Genomic DNA, 25,889 nt, shown 5'->3' on the forward strand with positions numbered 1-25,889 from the left:
CCTCCTTTACACCACGGTTAACTTACGCTGGTGATTTGCTGGCTTAACTTGCACTACTGGTTGTTCGACCGTCAATCCCAATTGATTCTTCAAATAGTCCTGTGCCAAGGTTGCCGCCTGTTGGGCCGTGGTTTCTAACGATGCGTCAGTATTAACCATCGCATCAATTTTTACTCGTACCCGGCGACGACGCCGTAATTTCAAGTGAACCTCAGGATCAATCAGATTCAACTGATTAACGAGTCGGTACTGCAAATCACGTTCCAAAGCCCGTTGCGGAATCGTTAACTGGCCAACCTTGCCATCATACGTCAACGTGCTGACTTTAACTGGTCGAAACAAGCCGACAATTACCAATAAGATACCAACGATTCCGGCAATAATGGCAAAGACCATCAATAAGATACTCCAAACCATTGGGTAGTTAATCGTCAGATCAGCTAACCAGGACGTCAACCACGGGATCGGGTACAACTGACCCAGTTCAAAAACCGCTAATAACACCAATACAATTCCGACTAACGTCACCGTAAACTTAGCTAAGCGGCTCATCTAATCACCGCCTAACGTTTTTTACGCATGCCGAAGATTGCAGAAACGATTAATACTAAGATAATAGCGCCTAAGATTGAGGGTACCAATGCCATACCAGCTAACGAAGGTCCCCAAGTTCCAAGCAATGCTTGACCAATCCAGGCACCAACTAAACCGGCAATAATATTGCCAATGATCCCCATTGGAACGTCACGGCTGGTAATCGTACCTGCTAACGCACCAATGACACCACCAACAATTAATGACCATAGCCATCCTAACATTCTAATCACTCCTTACAGTTATATTTGAGTACATGCTTATGATAACCATAATTTAATTTTGGGACAATTAATATGCACACTGGTCGAATTGTCACTTAAAATCTGAACAATTACCATCAACGAATCCCGCCGCTTCGCAATTTAACCACAAACATAAAAAAATCAGCCTGCCAATTGTTACATCGCAAGCTGATTATTTCTATTAAATTGACTACTAATAACTGCTCTGACTTAGCTAGATTAGGCTGGTTTAGCCGGAGTCTGTTTGGCTGCCGTCAATGCTTGATTGATTACCTTGGCGTATAAAATATCACCAGCCCGAATGCCACCGAAATGTACGCCATCCGTCCCTTTGAAAACTTCTGGATGTTGCGCCGCAATCTTGCCCCAGTCGGCAACCGTAATGAACTTATACTTAGCTGGCAGACGCCGTTCCAAAACGGCCAACTTTGATGAATTCCAGTCAGCATCGGCCCGGGCATTATAAGGTGTCATCAGAATCAACTTGTGCCCCGGCTCCAAGTCATGAATGATCTTCATGGTTTGTTCTTCGTAATCATCCAGCGCGTTGGTCCCAATACAAATCACCACGTACTGCCGTAACGTATGGCTTCGCTGCTGGTTCATCATGACTTTATATGCCAGGTTCATCGTCCGATCGCCCTCCGCATCAATATTGCTGTTCGCGACGTGATCGCCCAGGTAGCTCCGCGTCCCCAGCGTGACACTGTCACCAATAATGGAAACGCCTGGTGCCTTTTCTTGGTCACCTTTAGGCGTTGCCTGCTTCTTCTTGGGCGTCACGGCCGCGAGCACAGCTTCATGAGTCGTTCCGATTTTATCAATATCTTGGTAAATCCCGCTCACCCATAAATTCTGTTCCAGTGTCGAAAGTTGCGGCGCATTTTTGACTACGACCCCGGTATTAACTGCCAACAACACTCCTGCGGTGATAACGGGTAACTGCAACTGTCGCCACGTCACTGTATGACCGAAAACGTGGGCGCGTTTGCCCGCAATCACTGGTTCTAACACGTAGTATGACAACGCGGATAGGATAATCGACAGTACCGTCGTGAGCAGCGCCGCCAACCAGTTGACCATCATGTGTGAAAAAATCACGTACAACGGCCAGTGATAGAGATACACGCTATAGCTCACATCCGCTAAGAACGTCATCCACCGCGGTTCCTTGAGGTTCGGCGTGTGGTCATGCAACAATCGGGCGCCATAGATCATGATGCCAGCGAGTACAGTAGCCAGTAACAGCCCACCCTGATACGTTTGTAGCGCATCGAACTTCATCCGGTCGCCTAAAGCAACTAACAAGATAAAACTAATAAGCATCACCGCGCCCGCAATGATCGGATTGCAGTGCGCCGTGGTCCAACGATAGATTGGCCCTTGAGCTTTGATGCCGCTCAGGACACCGATAAGCCCGCCGACAAAGAACGGAAAACAGTGGGTCAGACTTGAAAAGTAGACTGGTGAAAAGTCCTTTAAGCCGACCGCACCAAAGTACATCATGACAAAGCTTTCAATCGCAAAGGCAGTGGTCAACAGCCCTAAGCCCCAGCGAAAACGGGTCAATGCGCGCCGACCACTCGCCAACCGCCGACTAATTTTAGCGACCAACCACGCAATCAGGCCCCATAAAATATAAAAGTGCATTTCAACCGCTAATGACCACGTATGGACAAATAAGTGCGGAATAAACTTGTTTTCATAACTGCCACCCGTCGCAATTTCAAAATAATTAGTCGTAAATCCGAGAGCCGCCGCGACCTGCTTACCAATGTCGGTCACAAAATCGTGGTCAATCAAGTAAGTTAGCGGTAGCACCAATAACACCGCAATAAATAATGGTGGCACAATTCGATAAAACCGGCGACCATAGAAAGCCATTAGTTTAAAGTTATCCGAACGAGCAAACTCGTCCACCATTAATGACGTAATCAAAAACCCTGAGAAGGTAAAGAAGATGTCCACCCCGATAAAGCCACCAGTAAACTGGGTTTGGAAAAAGTGATACGTCAATACCAGCACGAGTCCCGTTATCCGTACTAAACTAAACCATTTAATCCGCATTTTCTAACTTACCGTCCCCCGTAATTTTTTTGGCATAAGTCTTGTTGCCGACCCGCAGTTTGACCACACCATTCAACGCACCCTTGCTGAAGTTGCCTTGCAAACGCCACCCGTTCGGTGCAATGAATTCGCCTGGGCCTTCAAACCGGCCATTGGTAAAATTACCCACGTAGCGCCCCTGTTTGTTAACCTGCAACGTACCCTGACCGTCAAACTTGTGCTTCAAAACGGCTCCGCTGTAGCTCATCCGTCCGTGATCCAATTGCACACTTTGCTGCTTCGCCGTTGATGGTGTTAGACTGATAACGGCAAAAGTGACAATACCGATAATCGTGATAATTTCAAAGACCATTCTGCTACTGATTTTTCCCATACCTCTATTCCTTTCACAACCTTAATTCCCCTTAAAGCAATCGGCAGTTAGCCACCCTGGATTTCCCAATCATCCACGGGATTATACGGACACATTATGTACCATGGCTGTCAATTGCAACTCTGCATTTAATAACGGATCATTTTTCATTCCGTTAATTATCCATTAATTTAATTCGTTTATTTAAATAATCAAAAAAACTTCAATGGCCGTATTACTTAATATATTACTAAATATTAGCCTTGCCGTGTACAAAATATCAAAAATGAGTTGTCTTTTATTGTTAATACCGGTTATGTTTAATTCACTAAACTTAATATCTAACCACTAAAAAAACCAGTCAGGCCAAGGATTTCGGCTGATTGACAACCATAGGTAAGCATTCATTGCCTATCTATCATTCCCGGTATCCATCGGCTATCCTAGTCCAACTGTTTTTATTATTTCATATGATCAATAATTCTAAAAAGCTTTGAGCTCAGAAATTAAGCGCGTTTGCGTAACTTTGTTAAACCCAATAATGAGAACCCTGCCGCTAGTAATCCCACCACAGTCAAACTCGCTGACTGTTTTTCATCCGTTTGTGGTAACGCCGTGGCCTGTGCGGCAACTGGCTGTTGTTTAGCTCCCGCAACCAGCTTAGTTGTTGCATCGCCATCTGAAACATCTACGCTAGTACTCGTGGCATTAATGGTACCATTGTTATTCGCTACGGTTTTAGTAGCTGTCGCATGTGGTGCGGTAACACCAGTCGATTGAGCAACATTTGTTGTTTCAGCAATTCTATCAGCCGCAGCAGCCGTCGTCGTTGTAAATTTGTTAGCTTCGACGCGTGCCAAGAAGGCTTTAGTAGCCGTTAAATCACCTTGTGCAACGGCGAGATCAACTCTGGCAGCGCCGAGCACCTGCTTAAGTTGTGCTAAATCGGTCTTTTTACGATCCAGTTGCGCTTTTCCAGCAGCAAGTTGCTCGTTTGCTGTATCGACTTGAGCCTGCCCCTGCGCGAGCATGGCCTTGGCAACAGCGATTTGTTGTTCAGCCGTAGCAATTTGGGCCTTCATGCTTGCAATCCGCGCGGGCAGGGCCGCGATTTCGGCCGCCAATCGGGCGTTTTCAGCGGTCAAATCGGCTACCAATGTCTTGGCACTGGCTAAGTTTTTAGCGGCTTGCGTGGCAGTTACTTGCGCCGCAGCCGTCTTCGCGATTGCTGTCTTCAAATTACGAACGGGCGATAGTTGTTGCTGTTGCGCCATTGCTAATTGCCCTTGAGCTTGCGTCAAAGCAACATTAGCCGCTTTCAAACTAGTTGCAGCGACTTGAACTTGGGCCTGTTTAGTCGTAACAGTCGCTTGTAAGCCACTTGTCTGGTTTTGTAAAGCTTGTAAACTGGCATTTTGGTTAGCCAGCGTGGTTGCTAATGTCTTCCCGGTATTTTGTAAACCATTTAAACTAGCCGTTGCAGCAATCAACGTTGCGTTAGCCGCCGCAATCTTCTTCGGATCAGCGGGGGCCGTCTGGACGTAATTGAACGTGACAGCTGGTAAGGCCTTAGTCCCAGTAGCGGCATTCGCATGGGCATTGTCGAACAAATCAACATACTTGTCTTGCTGTGCTTCCGTCATCCCGGCATTATCGACTTCAAATGCCGCCACGTGTTTGGCCAAGTTGATGGCTACTCCGGCATCACCAGTCGAGTATATTAGGTTGACGCGGTGACCAAAGGAACCGGACTCAATGTTATTGGATTCATCATACCAACCCATCACAGCATTATAGGCCGTTTCTTGATCGCTCATGAACCATTGCGGATAAACTTGTGTTAAATTTTCTGCATAACTTGAGCCAGTATGATCCAAGCCACCGTCGACTTGGGCAGCTGCTCGCGCAATCGCATTATTTTGCAACGTCGCCGTCTGTTTCAATGCTGGTTGACCATTCAGCGCCCGTAGCTGATTGATATATTCAAACATATACTGATTGATTTTATCCGCATTAGGCACATACTTGCCATTACTTGGATAGGCGACGCTGACTGTTTCGGCCCCAGTCAATTGAGATTGTGGGAATTCGGCAGCGTCATACTTATTTTGCGATTCTGTCGTGGTCGTTGGCCGTTCTGCTGCCGCTAAAGCTGCTTGAGCTGCGGTCACTTTGGCTTGCGCTGTGGAAACAGCTTGATTATTCGCATTAATTTGACTGGTCGTATTTTGAATCGCTGTCTTGGCAGAATTGATTGCCTGGGTATTTTTATTAACCGCATCTTGCGCTGATGCTACGGCCACTTTAGCTTGATTTGCTTGGGTGGCCGCTTTTTGCTGGGCGGCAGATGCTTGGTCAACCGTCGCCTGTTTAGCGGCAGTGACGGCACTGGCTGCATCGGCATCAGATTGGGCCGTGGCCTGTTCAGTTTTAGCTTGCGTCAAGGCCGTGTCAGCCGCGTCCTTAGCCGTTTGTGCTTTCTTCTCGGTAGCTGGCTGGTTGGCGATAGCGACTTTGTTGGCCGCAATTTGCTGTTGGTCAGCTGGAATTTGTGTTTCAGCTGCTGCCATTTGCGACTTAGCAGCGTCGACTTTATTCTCAGCCTCAGCGAGGACCTGATTGTTAGCATCCAGTGTTTGTTGTGCACGGTCAACTTGGGCTTTACCAGCATCATACTGGGACTGTCCAATCGCAACTAATTGACTTTGATTAGTCACTTGCCCCTGCGCAGTCGCCACTTTAGTTTGTGTTGTATTGACTTGGTTTTGAGCCGTGGCTACGTTCCCCTTGGCAGTCTGCACGTTGGCTTGATACTGTTGCTGACTAGTCGGTTTGACCGTTGCTAACTTTTCGTTAGTTGCCGTCTGAGCGCTCCCCTGCGTGGCACTCGTCTGATTCGTCGTATCGCTGTTATCAGTTGCCGTGTCGGCCTGCGCATTGTTAACACCCAATTGGGTCCCCACGAATAATGCCGCAGTGGTAATACTGGTATACAATAATTTCTTATTCATAAACTCACTCCAATAAGCTAATATAAATATCATTATAAACCAATGATGCCATAATGCTAGATGGTGTTTACACCCTTATGTCCTGATTGAACATTGGAAAACCTTATTTAATCGGGACTATTATGAATTTTAGTCGTTGAAGAAGTCGCAAATCAGGAAGTACCATTGTTCCAATTTTACAGTATAAAGTTATTTTGATAATCAACAATTGCTAATCAAACATTACCTAGTTATCATTAATAGCCACTGTTTTCAAAAACAAACGAAACTAGGGTGGTATATTTCTATCCGATTAACGACAGTCGCTGGTATACTTTTATTCACTTGTTTCTCTATTGTAAGGCCCTTAAACTCCTAGTTGTACCTAATTCAAAAGGAGTGAGTCCTATTTTCAATCAAATCACTATCCATAACCAACATACTGAAAATTGGCTTATTATTGGCCTTTTCTGTGGGGCTTTTGTGACTGGTGCTGACGCATTTATTATTTCAGCACTACTCCCCGCTATCGCTACTAGTCTGCATGTGCCGACTAACACCGCGGCATACGGAGTCACCGTTTACGCACTATGTTATGCCATCGGTGCACCTTTATTCGGCCCATTAGGTGACCGCTTTAATAAACGTTTTTTGCTAATCAGTGGCTGTGGCATCTTCTTACTAGGAACACTACTCTGTGGATTAGCAAACTCATTGCTAACATTCTATCTTTACCGTGCCATCGCTGGCATCGGTGCAGCTTTATTTGTCCCAAACATTTGGGCTTTTATCGGTACTTACTTCAATGGTCAACGACTTAACCAAGTCATGGGCATCGTTATGTCGGCACTTTCATTATCAATTGCTACCGGTGTACCACTCGGTGCTTTACTAGCACAACTCAGTAGTTGGCATATGGCTTTCTGGGGTTCAGCCATGCTAACCTTGATTGCATTATCGATTTTAACCATTGCCATACCTTCATTACCGAGTCAGAATGCCCAGCCTGACGGTTATTTTACAAGTTTTAAGACATTAGTCCACACTCCTCACGCCATCGCTGCTCTACTGATTACATTAACTTGGATGACTGGGTTCTATGGCGTTTATACCTTTTTGGGTGTTTTTGCAACCGCGACCTTTCATTTCAACACAATGCAAACTGGTCTCATCTTTATCACTTATGGAAGTGCTAATTTTGTTGCGAGTTTCTTTGCCGGTAAACTTATATCATCGCTTGGTAAAAAACAGAGCGTTACAATTAATGGCTTAGTTTCAGCTACATTAGTCTTATCCTTAGGCATCTGGGGACAACATTTAGCAGTATTGCTGATTATTCTGGTTGTGCTCGCCTTATCTCAAGGCTGGGGTGTCACTGCATTAACTGCGACAATCGTTAATATTGTGCCATCTAATCGTTCAACCATCATGTCATTTAATAGTGCTTTTTTATACTATGGCTTAACGTTAGGATCTGCCGCTGGCGGCCTGCTTTTAACTAAAATTGGCTTTTACGCAGTGACGATTGCAGCGGCCACGGCCTTATTAGTCGCAGTATTGATTGCAAATGCACTTAGCCACTATTCGGATTAGCTTTGAGACAATCAGCTTTTAATGCGTATTAAAAAAACTGCTCCGAAGATTCCTGCGAGCAATTTTTATGATTGTTAAAAATAGTGGCTAATAATGACGTCCTATACTTAGTCTAAGCGTTGACCAATCGACTACGCCAACTGTAACGTTTCAAGGTAAGCCTCCCCCCATCGATCCATTGCTTTAACGATTGGAACTAGTGATATTCCAATGTTCGTTAACTCATAAACTGAATGATTAGCGACCGTTTGTTGACTCACAATCTGATCCGCAACTAATTCCTTTAGTTGCATCGCCAACATTCGACTGGTACAGCCCGGCATGCCTTTTAATAAGGACGAAAAGCGCTGCGAACTCCCCATTAATCGACAGATAATAATTGATTTCCATTTACCCGACAAGATACTCAAAGTTGTATCCAATGGACAAAATTCTTCATGTCGCCGACTGTTCTCAATTGGTGTAATTGTACGCATCTCGCCACCTCCATCGAAAATTGTATCATAATAATATTCTTGGTATAACTGAACTGTTTAATATTATTAAGTGACCAAACAATGATTACCACTACATCAACCACACCGCTATTAATAAAACAGGCAGCGCCCAAAATTTGGACGTTGCCTGTTTTAATCATTACACATCACGCAACTAATACGCGAATGTCAACCGCTATGTCGGTAGGATAACCTGTGTTAACGTGAAAGCAAAGTCAACATGCCAACCATGGCTAATGAATTATTGATAATGTGCAAGGCGACACTATAGCGAATATCGTTGAACCACACGTACGTAAAAGTCAGCACGACGGCGATCGGTAAGTAGGCTAGTAGCGCAGGGCTAAATGATAACGTATGGGCAAGGGCAAATACTAAACTCGCAAAAACTAATGCAACCGTGAAACTCACCCAATTTGTGACCCGCGGAAATAACCAACGATACATCAGCCCACGAAAAATCAGTTCTTCGACAATCGGTGCCAGTACTGCCATCATGACAACATTAATGACTGGACTAGTAGTAAATACCTTATCCAAAATCACTTGGTTTTCAGGGGTTTGTTTCACGATAAGTCCCGCCAACACGTTACCTAACTCAACCAGGATAAATAGGCCCACTATCGTTAACACCGGACGTGTCGGTCGTGATAAACTGGTCACGATTGGCGCTTGACGACGATAAATCGTTACCAGCCACCAAATGAGTAATCCGAGCAAGACTAAACTTGCCACTCCGGCAATTAGTGTTGCCGTGGCCGAGAACCCGTGTCGAATTGCTGGCATCATCGTAGGAATCATAGCGAGTTGATATAGTGCGAATAGACCAATTAGTTTAACGATATTGAGGAGCCAGGTGACAATAGAACGATTCGACTTCAAAATTTTCCAACCTCCTTATGTGTTTGCATCAGCTTTTCAGCTCGTTTTGGGATTAGTCCGCCAAGCTGACTAAACATCCACTAGTGTCCTTGTCATAATACCATAATGAAGACCATTTGATTGTGAACAATCACCTCTTCAGAGTGAAATTATGATTGCACTATTTGACCAGTCTATCTTAAGAAACCATAATCATCGGAAAACAGTGATCGTTTTAAGTCTAACCACCTATTTTTAATTATTTATCTGTTTGGAGAACTCTGCCGATATTCCAAATCATACTAATTCTCAAATCATTATCTCCGTATATATTAAAGTGAGAAAAATCGTATCTAAATCTAGTAGCATCCTAGGAATAAAACCATCATCTAGATAACACTTGATACTAATCTATTTTGTTCCAACAACCTGAATGCATTATAATTAACAAGCGATTAATTTATATCGATAAATCATGTTTTATATTAAATAGTTTATTTAAATAAGTTATTTCTTAAATTTTTTATTTAAAAATATAAATTTTACGTTTAAATATTATACAATACGTTCATTGGGAGACTATAACATGCCAGCAAAAACACAAAACAACTTCATTCGAAGACTAATTAACCTTCGTGACAGTCGGAACTGGTCAAAAACTGAGGTGGCCAGGAAATTAGGGTTGAGCAGTATGCAGCGATATGCTAACTATGAATATGGCACGAATGAGCCAGATTTGAACATGCTTAAACAGATTGCAGATCTATATGATGTGACAACCGACTACCTGCTGGGTGAAGATAGCGCATCTAAATGGATTGCTAGAAAAGATACCACTGACTTAAAAGACTTTCTCACAGCTCATGTGGATTCGATGACATACGGAGGCGAAGCACTTACGGAAGAAGAACGCCAACAAGTACGAGTAGCAATGGCCGTCATCTTCTGGGAATAGGGCTAAACGCGACTAACGCCCCTTACGATGAAGTATCTTAATGTTCGAACCAAGTTACTTCGGGCACGCTTATGGAAAGCTTATTTATCGGCTAGAATATTGGTCACCTTTGTTTATTTATACGAAAAATAAGCCTATCAATACGGGGATTAATGGTTTGGGTAGGCTTCAACAACTTATGTCCAATAAACTGATCGACACGAAAAGCTGTTAATAAAGGGAGGAGCTTCAACATGAAGTCAAAAAATTTAGCACTTACTAACGGGATTGTAGGGCTAGTCGGCGGCATTATTTTATTATTCGGGGGCTGGTTTATTGCTGGTGGTATTGTTAGCGATGCTGCCACTGGATCAGTATCTAATACATCAGGTGCGGCCGCTTTCCTAAACATTTTGAAAATTGCTATTTTAGCATTAGGAATTATTGCATTAATTTATTATAAAGGTGATAAGCGTGTCGGTACTGCATCAGGCGTTTTACTAATTGTCGGCGGCGCAATCGCGCTTATTCCATTCTTGGGTTGGATTGGCGGAATTCTCGCAATTATTGGTGGATCTTTATATTTAGCTTCATTAAAGCATTTTAGTCAACCACAAGCATAGTCTAATCTGCAATCAGTTAGTAATATCAGCCCTTAACTGGGCTTTTATTCAGGCCCAAAAAGAACGTACGTTCCAATTGTGCAAACCATTTATAAAAGGCCGTTACAATTAACGAATTCTGACAAGTCTTTTGCAATTGCAAAGCAAACCAAATTTACTCAGTGCTATGCACACATTTCTCAATACTGACATTCGAATGCCCGTTGGCTAACAAAGTTACCAACAATTTGTTAACACTTCAAAGTTCATAGCGACTACTATCACCGGGTTTATCGCTACTGCTCTTAGAAACGCCCGTGGAACGTTAACTGATGAATATAGAATAACTATCCTTACCGGATGGATTCGATATGCTATTTAATTCTGATTTGACATACTTGCGATAAATGCCGATAAGTACACTTGTCAGCCAGCGTTTAAGCTGAATCAATCCTTCAACTATCATAAATTCTGACAATGCTTGAAAAAATTTTAAATGAAATTTTTATTGATATGATGTATGTATAAAAGCAAGAAAAATGTATGCTTACTAAAACTTGAGAGAAGATGAAAACATTTTGAAAACTCACTTTTTTACAGTTCACTCTGTCGACAGTAATACTTACGATTTAAGTAATATCAAAATATATTTTAGCTTCAATGGTATAACAGTTGAATCAATTAGTCGTGATAAAAGCACTGTAATTGCAGTTCGTGGTGAATTGAATATAGACCCAATTTATTCACAAGTAGAAACTTCAAGACTAATGAGACCATGGTTACTTGTCATTCAAGGGATAATTTCTCTATTTCTTGAATGTCCCATCACTATTTATGACATTACTGAATCAGGATCCTCTTTCGTGGTTAAAAATGGTATCGACAATCCCCCAAAAACTATTTTTCAAACCGAAATGAATGACTATTCAAAAGATTTAGAAAAAGTATTATTTAAAATCAATGATTCAAAGTAGAAAAACCTTTCTATTTCTCTACTCGACCGATGGCGCAAAAATCTCAACCTAGAGAATGAGGATTTAGAAAGCAATTTATATCGTGATGAAGCTTTACTTGGACTCTTTCAAATTTTAGAACTATTGAGTAACAGCCGCGAAGATGAATTAAAGAAAATTGCGGAAAGCAAAATAAAGTCAAGTTTGAAAGAATATGCTTCACTTATGCTAACAAGGAATGACGAACTTGATAACTATGTTAACGATAATTATAAGATTGTATCAACAGCTCTAGGCGCAAAGAGCCCTAACTTTAGCACAAAAATAAAATATTTACTATCAAAAAATGGTATAGATTCAGAAAATGATATGTATTTCGTTGAATCAGTAATTAAACTTAGAAATGCGATTGCACACGGCAGATTTTTATTTCAGCCAATATTCCGGTGGCCGCTGACTCCATTTTTTAACATTTCTCAAAACGTATCTGAATTTGACGTGCTACGTTCTCTAGTAAAAAGATTGATTGGAAACTTTTTTGAAATAAGTACTTGGAACTCTGACTATACAGAAGTTTCTAAAGCACTCTTGAAACCTCCCATTAAGACAATACAGAAGTTTATGAAGGAACCTGAGACCTTCAAACAGGTTACGTTTGATACTTTAGAATCCTCAATAGGAAACGAAACTGGAATCACCTGGGCAAATATTTACCTCAGCTATATTGAAAATCCCAAAAAACTCAATCTAGATGATCTTGCTAATTCATTAAAGCGTTATTTCTTTAATTTGAAAAAAACTGAAGATAATATTGACGATATTTTTGTCACTTCAGTGATTTTTATGGAATGTAGTAATGATGAAGTAGTTGCTGAATGTTACAGAAAGATAGAATGGCTATTGAATAACACGCATTTTCACGACAGTTCCCTAATCAATATTATGCCTGAGCTAGATTTTCATCACATTCAATATCCTAGATATAAAAAATTCATTGAAATGAGACGGAACATTGATGGTGAGTTTTAAAATCAAGTTAGCCACTAGTATTTTTACAAAATAAAAACACCAAGACGAAAACCTCTTTCATTGGAGTTCCTACTGTACGAGTATCTGTCAAGTTGTCATTTGAAATAATATAAGTTTTGCTCTACTTAAACGGCCTCATTCCAGTATTCCGCTGGGGTGAGGTCGTTTCTTGCTGATGAACGGTCTAGCTGATTAAAGTAGTTGCTGCCTTCTTCAACCAAGGCCACTAATTCTTTATAGGTAGCTGGTTTGGCATGTCGGTCCATCCAACGTAATTTGAAATCGTTCCATTGGTGCGTTATCATATGGCGTTCCTGGTCGTGACATGCTACGAGTACCTCATGTTGCGCCAAAAATTATTGAATACTCCTGATATGTATGCCGAACCTCGGTCAGTATGCACTACAGGGTGGACGTCACCCGCAAAATTAAAGGCCCGTTGAAAAACCTGAACTTCCGCATTCGTAGTTTCAGTTTCACTTAGTTTATGGGCAATTAGATGCCGACCGCAAAGACCCAGTAGCCACTCAAGCGTACTTTATACTGACCATTAACACCATAAATTAATTCAGTTGAATCGGCCAACCAGACCTGATTTGGTTGGTTAACGCTAAAATGCTGATTTAAAACATTATCTTGTAAGTATTGCTCCTGTTGTTTGATCCGTGAATGCTTTTTCTGACGAACCTGGCAACGAATTCCAAGCTTGATCATAATTCGCTTAACTTGCTTTAACGTCACCTGTTCGGTAACGGTCGGGTCTTTTCTGAGATTAGATAGCTGCCAATACTTTGATGATGTTGGTTATACCAGTATTGAACCCGTTCAGTTAAGAAGTTATCTCGAATTTCCCAAGTCGTTACGTCACGATGGAGCCCCTTATAATATGCCTGGCGGCTAACTTTGAGTATTGATAATAACTTAGTGACCGTACCGTGATTATTTTGACTAACTTCCTTGATTGCGTGGTAAGCCAGTCGACGTTGTGAATTCACCCTTGCGCTAAAGTTCCTGATATTTTTTTATGAAAGCCTCTAATAACTGCTGATCCTTGCTTTGTGATTCTAATTATCTAATCCACAGATTGGCTTTGTCCAAATCGGTTAATTCTGATTCGGGTTTACGATGTCCTCGGTTATCGACCAAAACTTCAAAACCTTTAGCTTGGTCCTTTAAGGCCCAATAACGGGCTTGCTGATAAGAAACGTTGAAATGTTCGGCGGCCTCACTGTATGAATGATTACCTTTATTAATCCATTCCAAAATCGTTACTCGCTCATTAAAAGTCGTTTTACGGCTCATTTTAGGACCTGCTTTCTAGACGGTGAAGCCGTCACAGTTTGTCCCTATTATACTTGATTGGCCAGTTTCTTAGCTGTGAAGTTGAACGTAATCCATATTTATTAGTTAATCCTTGAATTGTTCCCTCGCCATTCAAATATGCTCGAATGATCTTCTGCTTGAAAGTCTGACTGTAGTGCTGATTCTTAGTGGCCTCTGCTAGTCCATCAATACCGTCACGTTGATAGCATAACATCCCATTATCTAATGGAATAACAACTCAATTCATGTTGCTTGCTAAATGCGCTAATAGAAAGGCCAGAGCTCTGAAAATCAGTAATTAAAGCCAATTTTTCGGCCGGTGTATGTCTAGACCTTGGCATATAAAAAATCCCTCCATGGTTGTCAGATGAATTATATTATTTCATCTGACAACCATAAAGGGATCATAGCACTGCAACAGGTTCTAGATCCACTTACTTATTATTAATAATATTCTATTCAAAATCTTTTGCGTCACCAATGATTATATTTTTTCGTCGGCAACGACGTAATGTTATTGGTCCAGCAATCGGTGCCAAAAGACCTGCAATCAAAATGCCACCAATCAGTGTGACAATAATTTTTCCAATAACAGCCCAGAAGCCACCAAAGTACCACATGCCATTTAAAATGCGTCCTATCAAACTTTCACGATACCAGTACAAACTAAATGGATAGAAATAAGCACTTATTGCCGTCAGAACAATATGCAATACACTCATCGTTACTCCTAATAAGCTAACAGTAACTCCAATTCCTGATTGCATACCTGGATAAAAGATGGCCAGTAGAATCATACCATAAATGGTCCACACAACTGGTATTACTAGTAATAAGTGAGCTAACTTTCGCTTCCAATAATCGGGATGTAAATAATTATATGCGTCTAATTTATGGCTAAGTTTTTTCCTAGATACCGTAGGCTTTATCTTTACTGGCTTGGGCGGCCGAACATACTGTTTCTTTTCTGTCATTCTTCACTACTCCTCTGTTGTCACTATAACATTGCAGCATCAATATCCTGCTGCTTAATTGCAGAAAGGTCTTCTCCTTGCTGGCCGGCGACACGAACAGCAAATTTCCTGATTAACCTTTCATTAAGATTACGAACCCAGCGGCCATTACTATGATCGTGAGAAACATTAAAATTATGCATAACTAAGTCCGTGTATGCAGTTTTATCCACAATATAATTTTTAGCCTTTAAGTCATTCCAGCCAATTTCAATTAATTCCTGGGGTGTATAATCTTCAAACATAAAGTGATTAGGAATCCGGCTTCGCAGTCCCTCATTCATTTTTAAGAACTTTTCCATACGATCGGTATACCCAGCGAAAATAACAACAACATCCGCACGATGATCCTCTATGAATTTTAAAATCTCATCGATGGCTTCCCGTCCAAAGTCTTTCTCATCCCCGTTAGCTAGCGTATATGCCTCATCAATAAATAGGACTCCGCCAAGAGCAGACTCTAGAACTTTACGAGTTTTTATCGCAGTTTCGCCAATATAACGTCCTACAATGTCCGAACGTGAAACCTCGACAAATTTCTGATCGTTAATGATTCCTTTGTCAAATAAAATTTCACCTAAAATACGTGCAACGGTTGTTTTTCCTGTCCCCGGATTACCTAGGAATAGTGAATGTAGTGTCATGGCATCACTACTTATCCCTTGCTCCTTACGCTGCTTATTCATTTGGGCTATAGCAATAAATTCATTAATCTCCGATTTAACTCCACTAATCCCTATCATTTCATTGAGACGATCCAACGCAGGCTTTTTACCAAAATAACTCACTTGACCCTGCTTGTCCGCGGAAATGTAATGATTTGTTTGATCCACCACAAACGTCCCATTGTTTAAATTATATTGGTAGTAATCTAATGCTGTCTTACCGATATCTACATTCCGTTCAAGTTTCAAATTTGGATTTGAGATTTGTCCAAAAATAATATGGCAGACCTGAATATTAGAGCGGCCCGCAATATACAAATTTACTTTGCCGTTGTCACGCCCTAGAATAAAAAAGCGATTTCCAGTGACTTGTGTTCCATTTTCGATTGCAAAGCTTTCCCGAATCAGTGTTTCGTTAATATTAGCCGTGGTGTGATCTAAACTAACTGAATCCACTTGACCACCTTTAAGTGTCATTTGACTGTTTAACACCAATAGAGCCATGTCAAACTTGGGCTGATTAATAGAACAATCTTGACAGGTTAATTTGGAATCACATATATGAACGCATGGATACACTTCTTTAGACAGAATTTTTCCACCCGTTAAAGTTGACGATATTAATTGGATAGTACTTTGTTCATTTCCGTTAAGCACACAACCGTCCGTGTATTCTAGTTGACTTTTATGACATAAAAATTGAGCATGCTTCAAATACACCTTTGCACAAATCCATGAATTACGAATAGTCAGCTCAGAATTCTCGACGTAAATACGATGCTTTCCATCTGAAATTTTGCTAGCTCCGACTGTTACATTCTTTAATTGTACATGTGAATTTCCACTAATATACACAATTGGATAGTTTGTTCCAGTCGTTGATTTGTTAATTAAGTAAACATCTTCAGCAATTACAGTTGAACCCATACGCACAGTAATTGCATTACTCTTATCAGTATTTTTCTGAATACAAATATTTTGCAACGTTACTGTAGCTCCATCCTTCACTACAATACCATCGATTGTATTGGTATAGATATGTTCATTCTCTCTATTTTCAACGTGACCCTGAATTGTAATACTTTTAGTAATAACTATAGATTGGTTATTTTGACCGTTGAACGGATCAAATCCCGCCTCAATCTCAATGACATCTCCATCACTGGACGCTTCAATTGCCTGATCAAAATCCCACGTTGACCGCCGACCAAACAGATTTTTCTTATCAGGACCCACTAGATAATTACTCATGACCCCTCCTCACTCCTTTTCACTCACTATTCTATACTAACTACACTATCACCTTTGTATCGTGCACTGCAATATCACTAGTCACAAATGTCAAAAAATGTCCTACTAATGATAAAAAATAAAATTATCACTCAGAATTTAACCTTGATTGCACTAACTTCTGAAAACAAACCATTCATAATCCTATTACACCATCGATATTACGCCTGCATTAAATCTGAATTAGTACGCTTAAATAAAAGTTTGTTTTTTAATAAGCTTCATTCAATTCTTTGTAAAAATCATTACCACTTTCATAACTTAGAAATTATTTTCTGGGTTCTCTTTGATTCACTCTTCAAAAGTGCTAACAAACTCTTTGTGATTTGGTTCATCAATTATCAATTAGATTTAGTCTTAAACTTCTGTAATTGCCATAACAGTTCTTCCACACTCTATATGATACATCTCTACTTACTTACATTATCCGCAATGTTTTGTGAACAAACAAGAATCCAATAAAAAAAGAATCGTGCAAATCCTTAATCACTCCTAAGTGACTAAAGACCTCCACGATTCTTAGTGAGACTGTTGATAGGAAATCTTTCAGATTCGCCACCAATTCATCCATTTTATAAGCTCACAAATACTGTTAAATCAATATTACGATTTCATTTTTATATGATTTTCTATTCCCATTCAATTGTCGAAGGTGGCTTACTCGTAACATCGTACACGATGCGGTTAACGTGATCGACTTCATTGACGATCCGCACTGAGATCTTTTGTAAGACATCCCATGGAATACGTGCAAAGTCGGCGGTCATACCGTCGATTGATGTCACGGCCCGAATACCAACGGTGTAATCGTAGGTCCGGCCGTCACCCATGACACCGACTGACTTGATGCCTGGTAATACGGTGAAGTATTGCCAGATTTCACGGTCCAAGCCGGCTTTTTTGATTTCATCACGTAAGATAAAGTCACTATCGCGCACGATTTCTAACTTATCTTCCGTAATCTCACCAATAACCCGAATTCCGAGACCAGGGCCGGGGAATGGTTGACGCCAAACAAGGTCAGACGGCATCCCTAGCTTTTCACCGAGTTCCCGTGCTTCGTCCTTAAATAACGTCCGTAGCGGTTCAATCAACTTGAACTGCATGTCTTCTGGCAAACCACCAACATTATGATGTGACTTGATTGTTTGGGCCGTTGAAGTCCCACTTTCAATCACATCGGTGTAGAGGGTCCCCTGTGCGAGGAATTCCATCCCGTTTAACTTCGTGGCTTCTTCATCAAACACTTGGATAAATTCGTTACCAATAATCTTACGTTTCCGTTCAGGATCACTGACACCAGCCAACTTGCTTAAGAAGCGGTCCTTAGCATCAACTTTGATGATGTTCAAGCCGAACTTACCTTCTAGGCTCGCCATAACTTGATCAGCTTCGCCCTTCCGTAACAAACCATGGTCAACGAAAATACTTGTTAATTGCGTGCCAATGGCCTTGTGCAATAACACACCGACGACACTGGAATCAACCCCACCGGAAAGTCCCAGTAAGACCTTTTTGTCGCCAACTTCAGCGCGGATCTTTTCAATCTGCATATCAATGAAATCATCCATTGACCAGTTAGCTTCAGCTTGGCAAACGTCAAATGCAAAGTGCCGTAGAATATCATTACCGTAGTCCGTATTCCGAACTTCAGCATGGAATTGAATCCCATATAACTTCCGGTCAACATCTTGAATTGCCGCAATCGGGCAGTTCTTAGAAGTGGCCACCACGTCAAAACCATCAGGTGCTTGAGTAACCAAGTCACCATGACTCATCCACACTGACTGTTCAGCTGGCGTGTCCTTAAATAGGGTCGCCGAGTCACTCGTCACGTCAATGTTCGCCTTGCCGTATTCACGGTTATCAGCTGATTCGACCTTCCCGCCCGCAAGCGTGTAGGTCATCAGTTGCATGCCGTAACAAATCCCCAAGATTGGTAAGCCCAACTTGAAAATCTCCGGGTCAACCCGAAAGGCGCCATCATCGTAAACACTGTTGGGGCCACCAGAAAAGATAATACCTTTCGGGTGACGGGCCTTGATTTCTTCAGCGGTGATCGTGTTCGGAAGTAGTTCCGAATAAACGCCGAAATCACGAATGCGCCGGGTAATCAATTGATTATACTGACTACCGAAATCCAATACCAAAATGGAATCGAAAGACGCGGTATCCGTTTTTGCCAAGTTGTTCACTCCTTTGGATTAATTAATGCTCAATAGGTCTATCATACTGATTTCTAAACGTTCGGTCAACCAGTATGAGAAATTTCTTAGGTGCTAATATTTGCGGAAATACACGGCATCAATCACATGATGCGCAACTTTGTGCAAAATTAAATCCGCACGATTACGGGTTGGCAAGATATAATCATTCAAGTTTTTCAAGTTAACCTCTTCCCAAACACGCTCGGCCATCGCCATCGCGTCCTTCGGATCACCGATCGCCCAAGGATAGAAATAATTCGTCGGATCCTGGAAAGCCGTTTTCATCAGGGCCTTGAAGCGTTCTAAGTACCAATCTTCAATTAAATCGGCATCCGCATCCACATACACTGAGAAGTCCGTAAAATCACTAATGTAGATCGCCTGATTGCTTGGCAATTGCAACACGTTAATCCCTTCAATAATCAAAATGTCAGGATGCGTGATCACGTCAAAGCGGTTTGGCACAATATCATAAGTCTGATGAGAGTATACCGGGGCCTTCGCTAACGGCTTTCCGCTCTTCACATCGTTCAAGAATTGGATCAGCCGCGTCATATCATAGCTTTCCGGAAACCCTTTACGTTCCATCAATTGCATCTTTTTGAGCTCGGCATTCGGGTATAAGAAACCATCCGTCGTAATCAATTGCGTCCGCCGGTCTGGATATAAATATTTAAATAGAATCTCTAATAACCGTGCTGTGGTGGTCTTGCCAACTGCCACACTTCCAGACACTCCAATAATAAAGGGTGATTGGCGGTTCTGGCGGTGTAAAAAAACGGACTCCGTTTCCCGCCATGACAAGTAGTGTTCATACTTGGCCTGCAACAAATGCGCAAACGGCATATAAATATCACGGACATCGTCGAGACTAATCCGGTCATTAAACGCCTCAATTTCGTGCAAATTGGCTGCGGTCAATGGTACTTGATGCTGATTGTTACGATAAAATTGCTTCCACTGTTCACGTGAGAAGCGATAATAGTTCATCTGATCTTCCATGATTTCTGTCTGCCACCATTACTAAATTAATGGGTTGATTATAACATGAAACCCTTATCAAACGCTGATTAAAATTCAAATTAACCGGATTCCTAATTGATAGCCAATAACCATTAATAGCTCGATACTAGTTAACGCTGACCTAGTACCGAGCTATGCTACTGTATCTTATTCGATTTTCAGTTGTGCCGCGACCTCACGAGCCTGACCAAATAACGTCGTAATAATTTCCTTGACTGGCCGAATTGTCGTCATCATCCCCGCCACTTCGCCAGCCATGGGCGTACCATGTTCCATATCGCCATCTTCAACGGCTTTCGCAAATGAACCGTCCGCTAACGCGTGTAATTCTGCTACCGGCGCGTTAGTTTGCTCCAATTGCAAGTATTGCGCCAACATCGGGTTAACTAGCGCCCGTACCGGATCGCGCTGGCTGCGGCCAGTCACGATTGTATCCGTGTCACTGGCAGCCAATACCCGTTGCTTATAACTAGCTGGAACCGGGCACTCCTCAGCTGTCAAAAAGATCGTGCCACACTGCACACCCTGGGCGCCCAGCGCAAACATCGCCGCAATCGAGCGGCCATCACCGACACCACCAGCACCAATCACCGGAATATCAACAGCGTCCACGACTTGAGGTAATAATGCCATCGTTGACGTTTGACCGATATGTCCGCCTGATTCTTGACCTTCAGCAACCACCGCATCCGCACCGGCCGCCACCATCTTATGGGCATGGTGGACCGAAGCAATCACTGGAATCACTTTAATACCGGCCGCGTGTAGCGGCGGAATATATGAAGTCGGGTTACCCGCACCAGTCGTCACGACCTTGACCCCCTCATCAATGATGACTTGGGCCAGTTCTGGACAGTTCTTCATCTGTAACATTAAATTGACACCAAACGGCTTATCCGTCAGCTTGCGGGTTGCTTGGATCTCTGCTCGCAACTGTTCGGCAGATAACCCCGCTGAACCTAAAACACCGAGTCCCCCGGCTTCCGAAACCGCCCCGACTAATTCATGGGTCGCAATTCGCATCATGGCACCAGAAAAAATGGGATATTGAATACCTAACATTTCAGTGATTGACATCGTCGTTTCCTCCTCAGGTCACTAACAACCGTTCTAACTAGTTGTTAGTATTTTCACGATATTGTGTGCCTAGTCAGTATTAAGGCCATTGTCTCTCACCGACTACTGCACTTGATGAGTTAATTTTAACGCTTATTCCATCGCTATGATAGCGTTTTCTCAGCTATTCCGACACACTTCCCCAACTGTTCCACCACTGATCATCCTGACACACCTTAAGATTTCCTTCACAAGTAAAACTAAAAAAATACCACTCCAGGTGAATGGAGCGGTACTCACTGTCTTAAACTGACTTAAACTTTTGCTTCATTTAATGTATACAAGGCGTGGTTCACCCGCGCTAGTAACGGTGACAAGCTACCCACCGCGACTAACGTTAACTCGTGCATGGCCCGTGAACAGATTGTATATAATAGTTGCCGTTCATCTTCACGTTGGTAATTTTCCTGATTAGCGTTCCACACGATGACCGCGTCAAACTCCAACCCTTTTGCTAAGAAAGACGGGACTACAATGACACCGGGAGCCAAGCGTTGATTTTCAGTTTGAATCAACGTAACCTGCTCACCACGAGCTTTCAGGGCCTTCGTGAGCGCCTCGCATTCTGCTAAGGATTTCCCGATAATTGCCGTCGTATCACGTTCAGAATCGTTCATCGCTAGCTGATCAACGACTTGATCAACCCCCGCTTCAAAGTTAGGCGTCACAACAACATTTGGCAAGTCGCCCTGACGATCAAAAGCCGTGACGGCTTCACCATTGACTAAAATTTCCTTGGTGAAATCAGTAATCTGTTGCGTTGACCGGTACGATTTAGTCAATTGCACGACCCGCGTCTTTTCAGGGTCAAATAACGTGGCCAATTCATTGATCAGCGAATGGCTGTTTTCCTTGGTAAAAATCGCCTGGTTCAAGTCACCGAGCATTGTGAAGCGAGCTTGGGGGAAGCTAAACTTCAAGAAAGCTAACTGAAAGGCATTGTAATCTTGAATTTCATCCAAGAAGACAAACCGGATGTCACGCTGCCCGTGCTTTCCGGTCATTAGGTCATGCAGGTACATGTAAGCTGAGACCGTTGTTAACGAGATATGACGTTCCTTAATCTCGGCTAGTTTCCGTTCAACCGTAGCATCCCAGTCAGCAGCTGAGATACCGTGATCAGCCAACTTGATGATCTTCGGTACTTCGCGTAAGAAATGCGCGTACTGCATGTTGATGCTCAAGAAACGGTTACGCACGATTTGCGTCCGGGCTTTTCCTAAGCGTTGCATCACAATTTTACGTGCTAAGAATTTAAACTCTTTATCGCCATTCTTAAATTCCCGCGGCTGATTGCCATATAATTGATTGATCTCTTCGCGTGATAAGTCTTGAACCGCTTCTTCGACCCACTTGGAACGCATCTCCGATTCAACCTTGCGATTCAAAATCTTGATTAATTCTTCCTTAGTTGCTGATAACCGGTTCGCTAAGTGGTAGTTTTCGTTGAAAGAGTAGTAAATCGATTTAATCTTTTCCCGGGAAATAATCACTTCATCGTTCAACGTAATGTTACGGAAACGCATGTCCGCTTGTTCCAAATGTCGGCCATACGTGGTAACCGCGTTGAAGAATGCGAGGCTACCTTCCAACTTCGTAATCTTTGCCATCTGCGGTGTATTTTCAGTTTCAAACCGCTGCTGTAAAGTTTCAACTTGCATGTGTGGTAACCGGTACGATGCGTATTGGAAATAGGTCATCTGAACCATGTTTTGTTCACCCAGTTCGGGCAATACTTGGTTAATATAATCATTAAAGAGTTGATTTGGTGAGAACAAGATGACTTGTCCGGCCGTCAAATTACCCCGGTAACGATACAACAAGTATGCGACCCGTTGTAAAACGGACGAGGTCTTCCCGGAACCGGCCGCCCCCTGCACAAACAGGAGGTCAGAACTCGTATCCCGAATAATGGTATTTTGTTCCTTTTGAATCGTCGTCACGATACTCTTCATCTTCACATCGGACTTTTCATCCAACACTTCTAGTAGCATCGAGTCACCAACGGCTTCATCAGTATCGTAGACTGTCACGATCTGGCCATTCTCAACCATCAACTGCCGCTTCAACTTCACATTAACGGTCTGCTCACCATCCGGAGTCTGGTACGTCACGTGCCCTAACCCACCGTCATAATAAATACTGGAAATAGGCGCTCGCCAGTCGTAGATCAAAAAGTGATCCGGCGTGTCAGAAAATGAACTGAGTCCGATATAAATCGTCTCAGGCTTAGGCTCACCAGTCTCATGAAAATCGATCCGCGCAAAATAAGCATTCTTTTCCAACTTTTTTAACGTCGATAATTGCTTAGTCGCGTGCTTCCAACTATTCTGCCGCTCATCCATCATCTGTTGTTGCTGCCGCACGGATAATCCGGTCTCCATCATGCCTTCGTAACTATCCGTTTTAATATTGATGTTATTCAGCAAGTCACGTTTAATATCGGCCTGATCTTTTTCCGAGCGCGTAATGGTTTGGCTTTGTTGTTCTTCAGCCACCTTAATTTTCGCAACCACATGATCTAAGTGTTCCTGTTCTGCAGCTTTAATTGACTTAGCCATTGAACGCCCTCCATTCCTAAATATCGAACAATAATTTTATCACTATCGGCGGCCCGACTCAATTAATAACCCATGGCAGCCGCCAGTTTTTGATTTTTTATGCAAATTTGTTTGAACATTGGTCTATCAAAGTTACGATTGTGTTAAACTGAAAGAAATGTAATCGGTTACATCTGTTTTTCAACCCGCAGACGCTTATAATAAATGCAACTTAAATTGGAGGTGGCGCCGTTGGTCAATTTAATAACCATTTTAACCCATTTAGAACAAAGTATCGTCCCACTATTAACCACGCTTGGTAGTTGGTCTTACATCTTATTATTCGCCGTTATCTTTCTTGAAACGGGCATGGTCGTTTTCCCATTTCTTCCCGGCGAATCATTGATCTTTCTCGCCAGCACGATGGCTGCAACTCACAGCGACGCCCTCAGTATTCAGATTCTGGTGCCAGTATTCTTTGTGGCTGCTGTAATTGGCGACACTGTCAATTTCGAAATTGGCCGCCACCTGATTCGCTTACCGTGGTTGCAACGCCACCTCCCCCAATCCAAGCAACAACGCGCACAACAATTTTTTGCTAAGTATGGCGCGAAAGCTGTCATGTTTGGCCGCTTTGTTCCACTCGTGCGGACCTTTGTCCCGCTGAGTGCCGGGGCCGCTAAAATGCCGCAACCGACCTTCGCTATCTGGAACTTAGTTGGCGTTGGTATCTGGGTCAGTGTCGGCTGTTCACTTGGTTACTTCTTTGGCTCGATCAGCTTCGTACAGAACCACCTCTCGCTCTGTTTTCTAGGAATTATGGCCGCCGCGCTCATTCCAGCCACAGTGGTTGCGCTGATTAAGACCTGGCGACAACGGACAACACTCAATCTCAAATAAGCGCCACACACAACACGGTTGATCTGCAATCGTGTTTTTTTTATTGCTTCTCGCTTTGAAAGGCACGTCTTTCCTTTTCAAAACCACTCAAAAAGTGTATCCTTTCAATGACTTATTCGAGTGGAGGGATTCTATGCAACCAATTCAATTAACTGCCTATCAATCTGACTGGCAAAAGCAAGCAATCGAGTATCAAACCTTGTTACGCCAGCAATTACAGGCGAATCTATTAAAAAGTAGTCACGTGGGTAGTACGGCCATGCCCCAATTATTAGCGCGTCCAACAATTGACTTGGCGTTGCTTGTTAAAGATCAGGCGGCTGCCGTAGCTACGTTACACGCACGACCGGTCGCTGGAACAACGCATACTTACGCAACGCAATTAGCTGCTAACGACATCCACGTGATCATTACAACTGATGAACAGCATTATCAGCAATTGCTCACTTTCCGGGATTATCTCAATGCACACCGGACAGACGGCCGCAAGTATACTGCCATTCGCGAAAAAGGTGTGCGCAATGGGCAAGCCGATCTCGCAGCCTACCTACAAACGAAAGCAGCATTCATGGCAAGCATCAATGACAAGGCCCAAGACTGGTTAGCCACTAAGGATCAGCATGAACACCACGACCGGACCGTCCGTGCAGAACTCGTCAACATGTGCCTCATCACCAATCCAGCGACCGGCGATGTCCTGGTTGAAAATAAGATTGACGCGCAGTGGTCGGGGTTAACTTTTCCCGGCGGCCATGTTGATCGCGGTGAATCACAAGTAACCGCGATGAAGCGTGAAGTATTAGAAGAAACCGGCTTGCACGTCGATCAATTGAAATTAGTCGGCACCGTAACGTGGGTCGAAAATGCGGACGGCGACGTGTCACTTGGCACCTTATACACCACTAGTCACTATCACGGTGATTTGCTAGCCGGTTCATACGAGGGGGCCATTAGTTGGCAACCATTGAGCCAACTGACGCCTGACAAATTAGCCCCTGGTGTCGACCAAATCCTGAAAGTTTTCACCGATGCACATGCTAGCGAAGCTTTCTGGGGCTTTGATGATGATCAGCTCCGTGTGTACTAAAACGAATC

General features: G+C 42.8%; 24 protein-coding genes. 7 read left to right on the forward strand and 17 right to left on the reverse strand.

Annotated elements, in window-relative coordinates; genetic code table 11:
• Window positions 1–6: 6 nt before the first annotated feature.
• The 5 genes from amaP to ACWQAU_RS06380 form a co-directional block, all read right to left on the reverse strand.
• The gene (amaP, locus tag ACWQAU_RS06360; RefSeq protein ID WP_003641173.1) at window positions 7–552 is read right to left on the reverse strand and encodes an alkaline shock response membrane anchor protein AmaP; all 546 of its coding nucleotides are present in this window, start codon (window positions 550–552) and stop codon (window positions 7–9) included.
• Between the two features lie 11 nt (window positions 553–563).
• Window positions 564–818, reverse strand: coding sequence for a GlsB/YeaQ/YmgE family stress response membrane protein (locus ACWQAU_RS06365; RefSeq protein WP_022637929.1), 255 nt, complete (start codon window positions 816–818; stop codon window positions 564–566).
• Between the two features lie 240 nt (window positions 819–1,058).
• A complete protein-coding gene (locus tag ACWQAU_RS06370; protein WP_003641171.1) occupies window positions 1,059–2,906 on the reverse strand; it encodes an acyltransferase family protein in 1,848 nt (615 codons plus the stop codon).
• Window positions 2,896–3,279, reverse strand: a complete 384-nt coding sequence (locus tag ACWQAU_RS06375) for an MORN repeat-containing protein (protein WP_003641170.1) — start codon at window positions 3,277–3,279, stop codon at window positions 2,896–2,898. Before ACWQAU_RS06375 ends, ACWQAU_RS06370 begins: the two co-directional genes overlap by 11 nt.
• A gap of 485 nt (window positions 3,280–3,764) precedes the next feature.
• Window positions 3,765–6,269, reverse strand: a complete 2,505-nt coding sequence (locus ACWQAU_RS06380; protein WP_024971510.1) for a CAP domain-containing protein — start codon at window positions 6,267–6,269, stop codon at window positions 3,765–3,767.
• A 273-nt stretch (window positions 6,270–6,542) separates the two neighbouring features.
• On the opposite strand from ACWQAU_RS06380, the gene ACWQAU_RS06385 reads away from it, so the two are divergent.
• Window positions 6,543–7,841: an MFS transporter gene (locus ACWQAU_RS06385; protein WP_003641168.1), complete on the forward strand. Its 1,299-nt coding sequence runs from the start codon at window positions 6,543–6,545 to the stop codon at window positions 7,839–7,841.
• A 131-nt stretch (window positions 7,842–7,972) separates the two neighbouring features.
• Here ACWQAU_RS06385 and ACWQAU_RS06390 read toward each other — a convergent pair whose 3' ends face one another.
• Together ACWQAU_RS06390 and ACWQAU_RS06395 are read right to left on the reverse strand one after the other, a co-directional pair.
• Window positions 7,973–8,317, reverse strand: coding sequence for a winged helix-turn-helix transcriptional regulator (locus tag ACWQAU_RS06390; RefSeq protein WP_003641167.1), 345 nt, complete (start codon window positions 8,315–8,317; stop codon window positions 7,973–7,975).
• 219 nt (window positions 8,318–8,536) lie between these two features.
• Window positions 8,537–9,220 carry a CPBP family intramembrane glutamic endopeptidase gene (locus ACWQAU_RS06395; RefSeq protein ID WP_003641166.1) on the reverse strand — a complete coding sequence of 228 codons (684 nt, stop codon included), beginning with the start codon at window positions 9,218–9,220 and terminating at the stop codon, window positions 8,537–8,539.
• Between the two features lie 565 nt (window positions 9,221–9,785).
• Between ACWQAU_RS06395 and ACWQAU_RS06400 the strand changes: the two genes are divergently transcribed.
• The 4 genes from ACWQAU_RS06400 to ACWQAU_RS06415 all read left to right on the forward strand — a co-directional run bounded on the left by ACWQAU_RS06400 (window position 9,786) and on the right by ACWQAU_RS06415 (window position 12,717).
• On the forward strand, window positions 9,786–10,154 hold the full coding sequence (locus tag ACWQAU_RS06400) for a helix-turn-helix domain-containing protein (RefSeq protein ID WP_003641165.1): 369 nt from the start codon (window positions 9,786–9,788) through the stop codon (window positions 10,152–10,154).
• A gap of 233 nt (window positions 10,155–10,387) precedes the next feature.
• Entirely contained in the window at window positions 10,388–10,756 is a 369-nt protein-coding gene (locus ACWQAU_RS06405; RefSeq protein ID WP_003641164.1) for a membrane protein, read from the forward strand.
• Between the two features lie 536 nt (window positions 10,757–11,292).
• Entirely contained in the window at window positions 11,293–11,709 is a 417-nt protein-coding gene (locus tag ACWQAU_RS06410; RefSeq protein WP_226662023.1) for a hypothetical protein, read from the forward strand.
• A 123-nt stretch (window positions 11,710–11,832) separates the two neighbouring features.
• On the forward strand, window positions 11,833–12,717 hold the full coding sequence (locus ACWQAU_RS06415) for a hypothetical protein (RefSeq protein ID WP_226662025.1): 885 nt from the start codon (window positions 11,833–11,835) through the stop codon (window positions 12,715–12,717).
• A gap of 125 nt (window positions 12,718–12,842) precedes the next feature.
• On the opposite strand, the gene ACWQAU_RS06420 is transcribed toward ACWQAU_RS06415, so the two are convergent.
• The 10 genes from ACWQAU_RS06420 to helD form a co-directional block, all read right to left on the reverse strand.
• Window positions 12,843–13,022 (reverse strand): hypothetical protein, encoded by a 180-nt coding sequence (locus ACWQAU_RS06420; RefSeq protein ID WP_003641162.1) that lies wholly within the window; start codon window positions 13,020–13,022, stop codon window positions 12,843–12,845.
• Between the two features lie 190 nt (window positions 13,023–13,212).
• A complete protein-coding gene (locus ACWQAU_RS06425) occupies window positions 13,213–13,431 on the reverse strand; it encodes a hypothetical protein (protein ID WP_024002942.1) in 219 nt (72 codons plus the stop codon).
• Window positions 13,432–13,454: 23 nt separating this feature from the next.
• The gene (locus ACWQAU_RS06430; protein ID WP_003641160.1) at window positions 13,455–13,712 is read right to left on the reverse strand and encodes a hypothetical protein; all 258 of its coding nucleotides are present in this window, start codon (window positions 13,710–13,712) and stop codon (window positions 13,455–13,457) included.
• Between the two features lie 73 nt (window positions 13,713–13,785).
• Window positions 13,786–14,019, reverse strand: coding sequence for a helix-turn-helix domain-containing protein (locus tag ACWQAU_RS06435; RefSeq protein ID WP_022637921.1), 234 nt, complete (start codon window positions 14,017–14,019; stop codon window positions 13,786–13,788).
• 476 nt (window positions 14,020–14,495) lie between these two features.
• Complete coding sequence (locus tag ACWQAU_RS06440) at window positions 14,496–15,014, reverse strand: hypothetical protein (RefSeq protein WP_003641157.1); 519 nt, start codon at window positions 15,012–15,014, stop codon at window positions 14,496–14,498.
• A 23-nt stretch (window positions 15,015–15,037) separates the two neighbouring features.
• Window positions 15,038–16,969 carry an AAA family ATPase gene (locus ACWQAU_RS06445; RefSeq protein ID WP_003641156.1) on the reverse strand — a complete coding sequence of 644 codons (1,932 nt, stop codon included), beginning with the start codon at window positions 16,967–16,969 and terminating at the stop codon, window positions 15,038–15,040.
• A gap of 668 nt (window positions 16,970–17,637) precedes the next feature.
• Complete coding sequence (gene guaA, locus ACWQAU_RS06450; RefSeq protein ID WP_003644035.1) at window positions 17,638–19,194, reverse strand: glutamine-hydrolyzing GMP synthase; 1,557 nt, start codon at window positions 19,192–19,194, stop codon at window positions 17,638–17,640.
• A gap of 93 nt (window positions 19,195–19,287) precedes the next feature.
• Window positions 19,288–20,217 carry a type I pantothenate kinase gene (gene coaA / locus ACWQAU_RS06455; RefSeq protein ID WP_003641152.1) on the reverse strand — a complete coding sequence of 310 codons (930 nt, stop codon included), beginning with the start codon at window positions 20,215–20,217 and terminating at the stop codon, window positions 19,288–19,290.
• A 168-nt stretch (window positions 20,218–20,385) separates the two neighbouring features.
• The gene (locus tag ACWQAU_RS06460; protein ID WP_003641151.1) at window positions 20,386–21,315 is read right to left on the reverse strand and encodes a nitronate monooxygenase; all 930 of its coding nucleotides are present in this window, start codon (window positions 21,313–21,315) and stop codon (window positions 20,386–20,388) included.
• A 293-nt stretch (window positions 21,316–21,608) separates the two neighbouring features.
• Entirely contained in the window at window positions 21,609–23,915 is a 2,307-nt protein-coding gene (gene helD, locus ACWQAU_RS06465; RefSeq protein ID WP_003641150.1) for an RNA polymerase recycling motor HelD, read from the reverse strand.
• 204 nt (window positions 23,916–24,119) lie between these two features.
• Between helD and ACWQAU_RS06470 the strand changes: the two genes are divergently transcribed.
• Both ACWQAU_RS06470 and ACWQAU_RS06475 read left to right on the forward strand, forming a co-directional pair.
• Entirely contained in the window at window positions 24,120–24,794 is a 675-nt protein-coding gene (locus ACWQAU_RS06470) for a DedA family protein (RefSeq protein WP_003641149.1), read from the forward strand.
• Window positions 24,795–24,927: 133 nt separating this feature from the next.
• On the forward strand, window positions 24,928–25,881 hold the full coding sequence (locus tag ACWQAU_RS06475; protein WP_022637917.1) for a GrpB family protein: 954 nt from the start codon (window positions 24,928–24,930) through the stop codon (window positions 25,879–25,881).
• Window positions 25,882–25,889: the final 8 nt, after the last annotated feature.

Source organism: Lactiplantibacillus sp. 3062, assembly GCF_055413545.1.

Coding starts and splice junctions, on each gene's coding strand:
- amaP (WP_003641173.1), bottom strand. CDS start 552: ATGAGCCGCTTAGCTAAGTTTACGGTGACGTTAGTCGGAATTGTATTG.
- ACWQAU_RS06365 (WP_022637929.1), bottom strand. CDS start 818: ATGTTAGGATGGCTATGGTCATTAATTGTTGGTGGTGTCATTGGTGCG.
- ACWQAU_RS06370 (WP_003641171.1), bottom strand. CDS start 2,906: ATGCGGATTAAATGGTTTAGTTTAGTACGGATAACGGGACTCGTGCTG.
- ACWQAU_RS06375 (WP_003641170.1), bottom strand. CDS start 3,279: ATGGGAAAAATCAGTAGCAGAATGGTCTTTGAAATTATCACGATTATC.
- ACWQAU_RS06380 (WP_024971510.1), bottom strand. CDS start 6,269: ATGAATAAGAAATTATTGTATACCAGTATTACCACTGCGGCATTATTC.
- ACWQAU_RS06390 (WP_003641167.1), bottom strand. CDS start 8,317: ATGCGTACAATTACACCAATTGAGAACAGTCGGCGACATGAAGAATTT.
- ACWQAU_RS06400 (WP_003641165.1), top strand. CDS start 9,786: ATGCCAGCAAAAACACAAAACAACTTCATTCGAAGACTAATTAACCTT.
- ACWQAU_RS06405 (WP_003641164.1), top strand. CDS start 10,388: ATGAAGTCAAAAAATTTAGCACTTACTAACGGGATTGTAGGGCTAGTC.
- ACWQAU_RS06420 (WP_003641162.1), bottom strand. CDS start 13,022: ATGATAACGCACCAATGGAACGATTTCAAATTACGTTGGATGGACCGA.
- ACWQAU_RS06425 (WP_024002942.1), bottom strand. CDS start 13,431: ATGATCAAGCTTGGAATTCGTTGCCAGGTTCGTCAGAAAAAGCATTCA.
- ACWQAU_RS06435 (WP_022637921.1), bottom strand. CDS start 14,019: ATGAGCCGTAAAACGACTTTTAATGAGCGAGTAACGATTTTGGAATGG.
- ACWQAU_RS06440 (WP_003641157.1), bottom strand. CDS start 15,014: ATGACAGAAAAGAAACAGTATGTTCGGCCGCCCAAGCCAGTAAAGATA.
- ACWQAU_RS06445 (WP_003641156.1), bottom strand. CDS start 16,969: ATGAGTAATTATCTAGTGGGTCCTGATAAGAAAAATCTGTTTGGTCGG.
- coaA (WP_003641152.1), bottom strand. CDS start 20,217: ATGGAAGATCAGATGAACTATTATCGCTTCTCACGTGAACAGTGGAAG.
- ACWQAU_RS06460 (WP_003641151.1), bottom strand. CDS start 21,315: ATGTCAATCACTGAAATGTTAGGTATTCAATATCCCATTTTTTCTGGT.
- helD (WP_003641150.1), bottom strand. CDS start 23,915: ATGGCTAAGTCAATTAAAGCTGCAGAACAGGAACACTTAGATCATGTG.
- ACWQAU_RS06470 (WP_003641149.1), top strand. CDS start 24,120: ATGCAACTTAAATTGGAGGTGGCGCCGTTGGTCAATTTAATAACCATT.
- ACWQAU_RS06475 (WP_022637917.1), top strand. CDS start 24,928: ATGCAACCAATTCAATTAACTGCCTATCAATCTGACTGGCAAAAGCAA.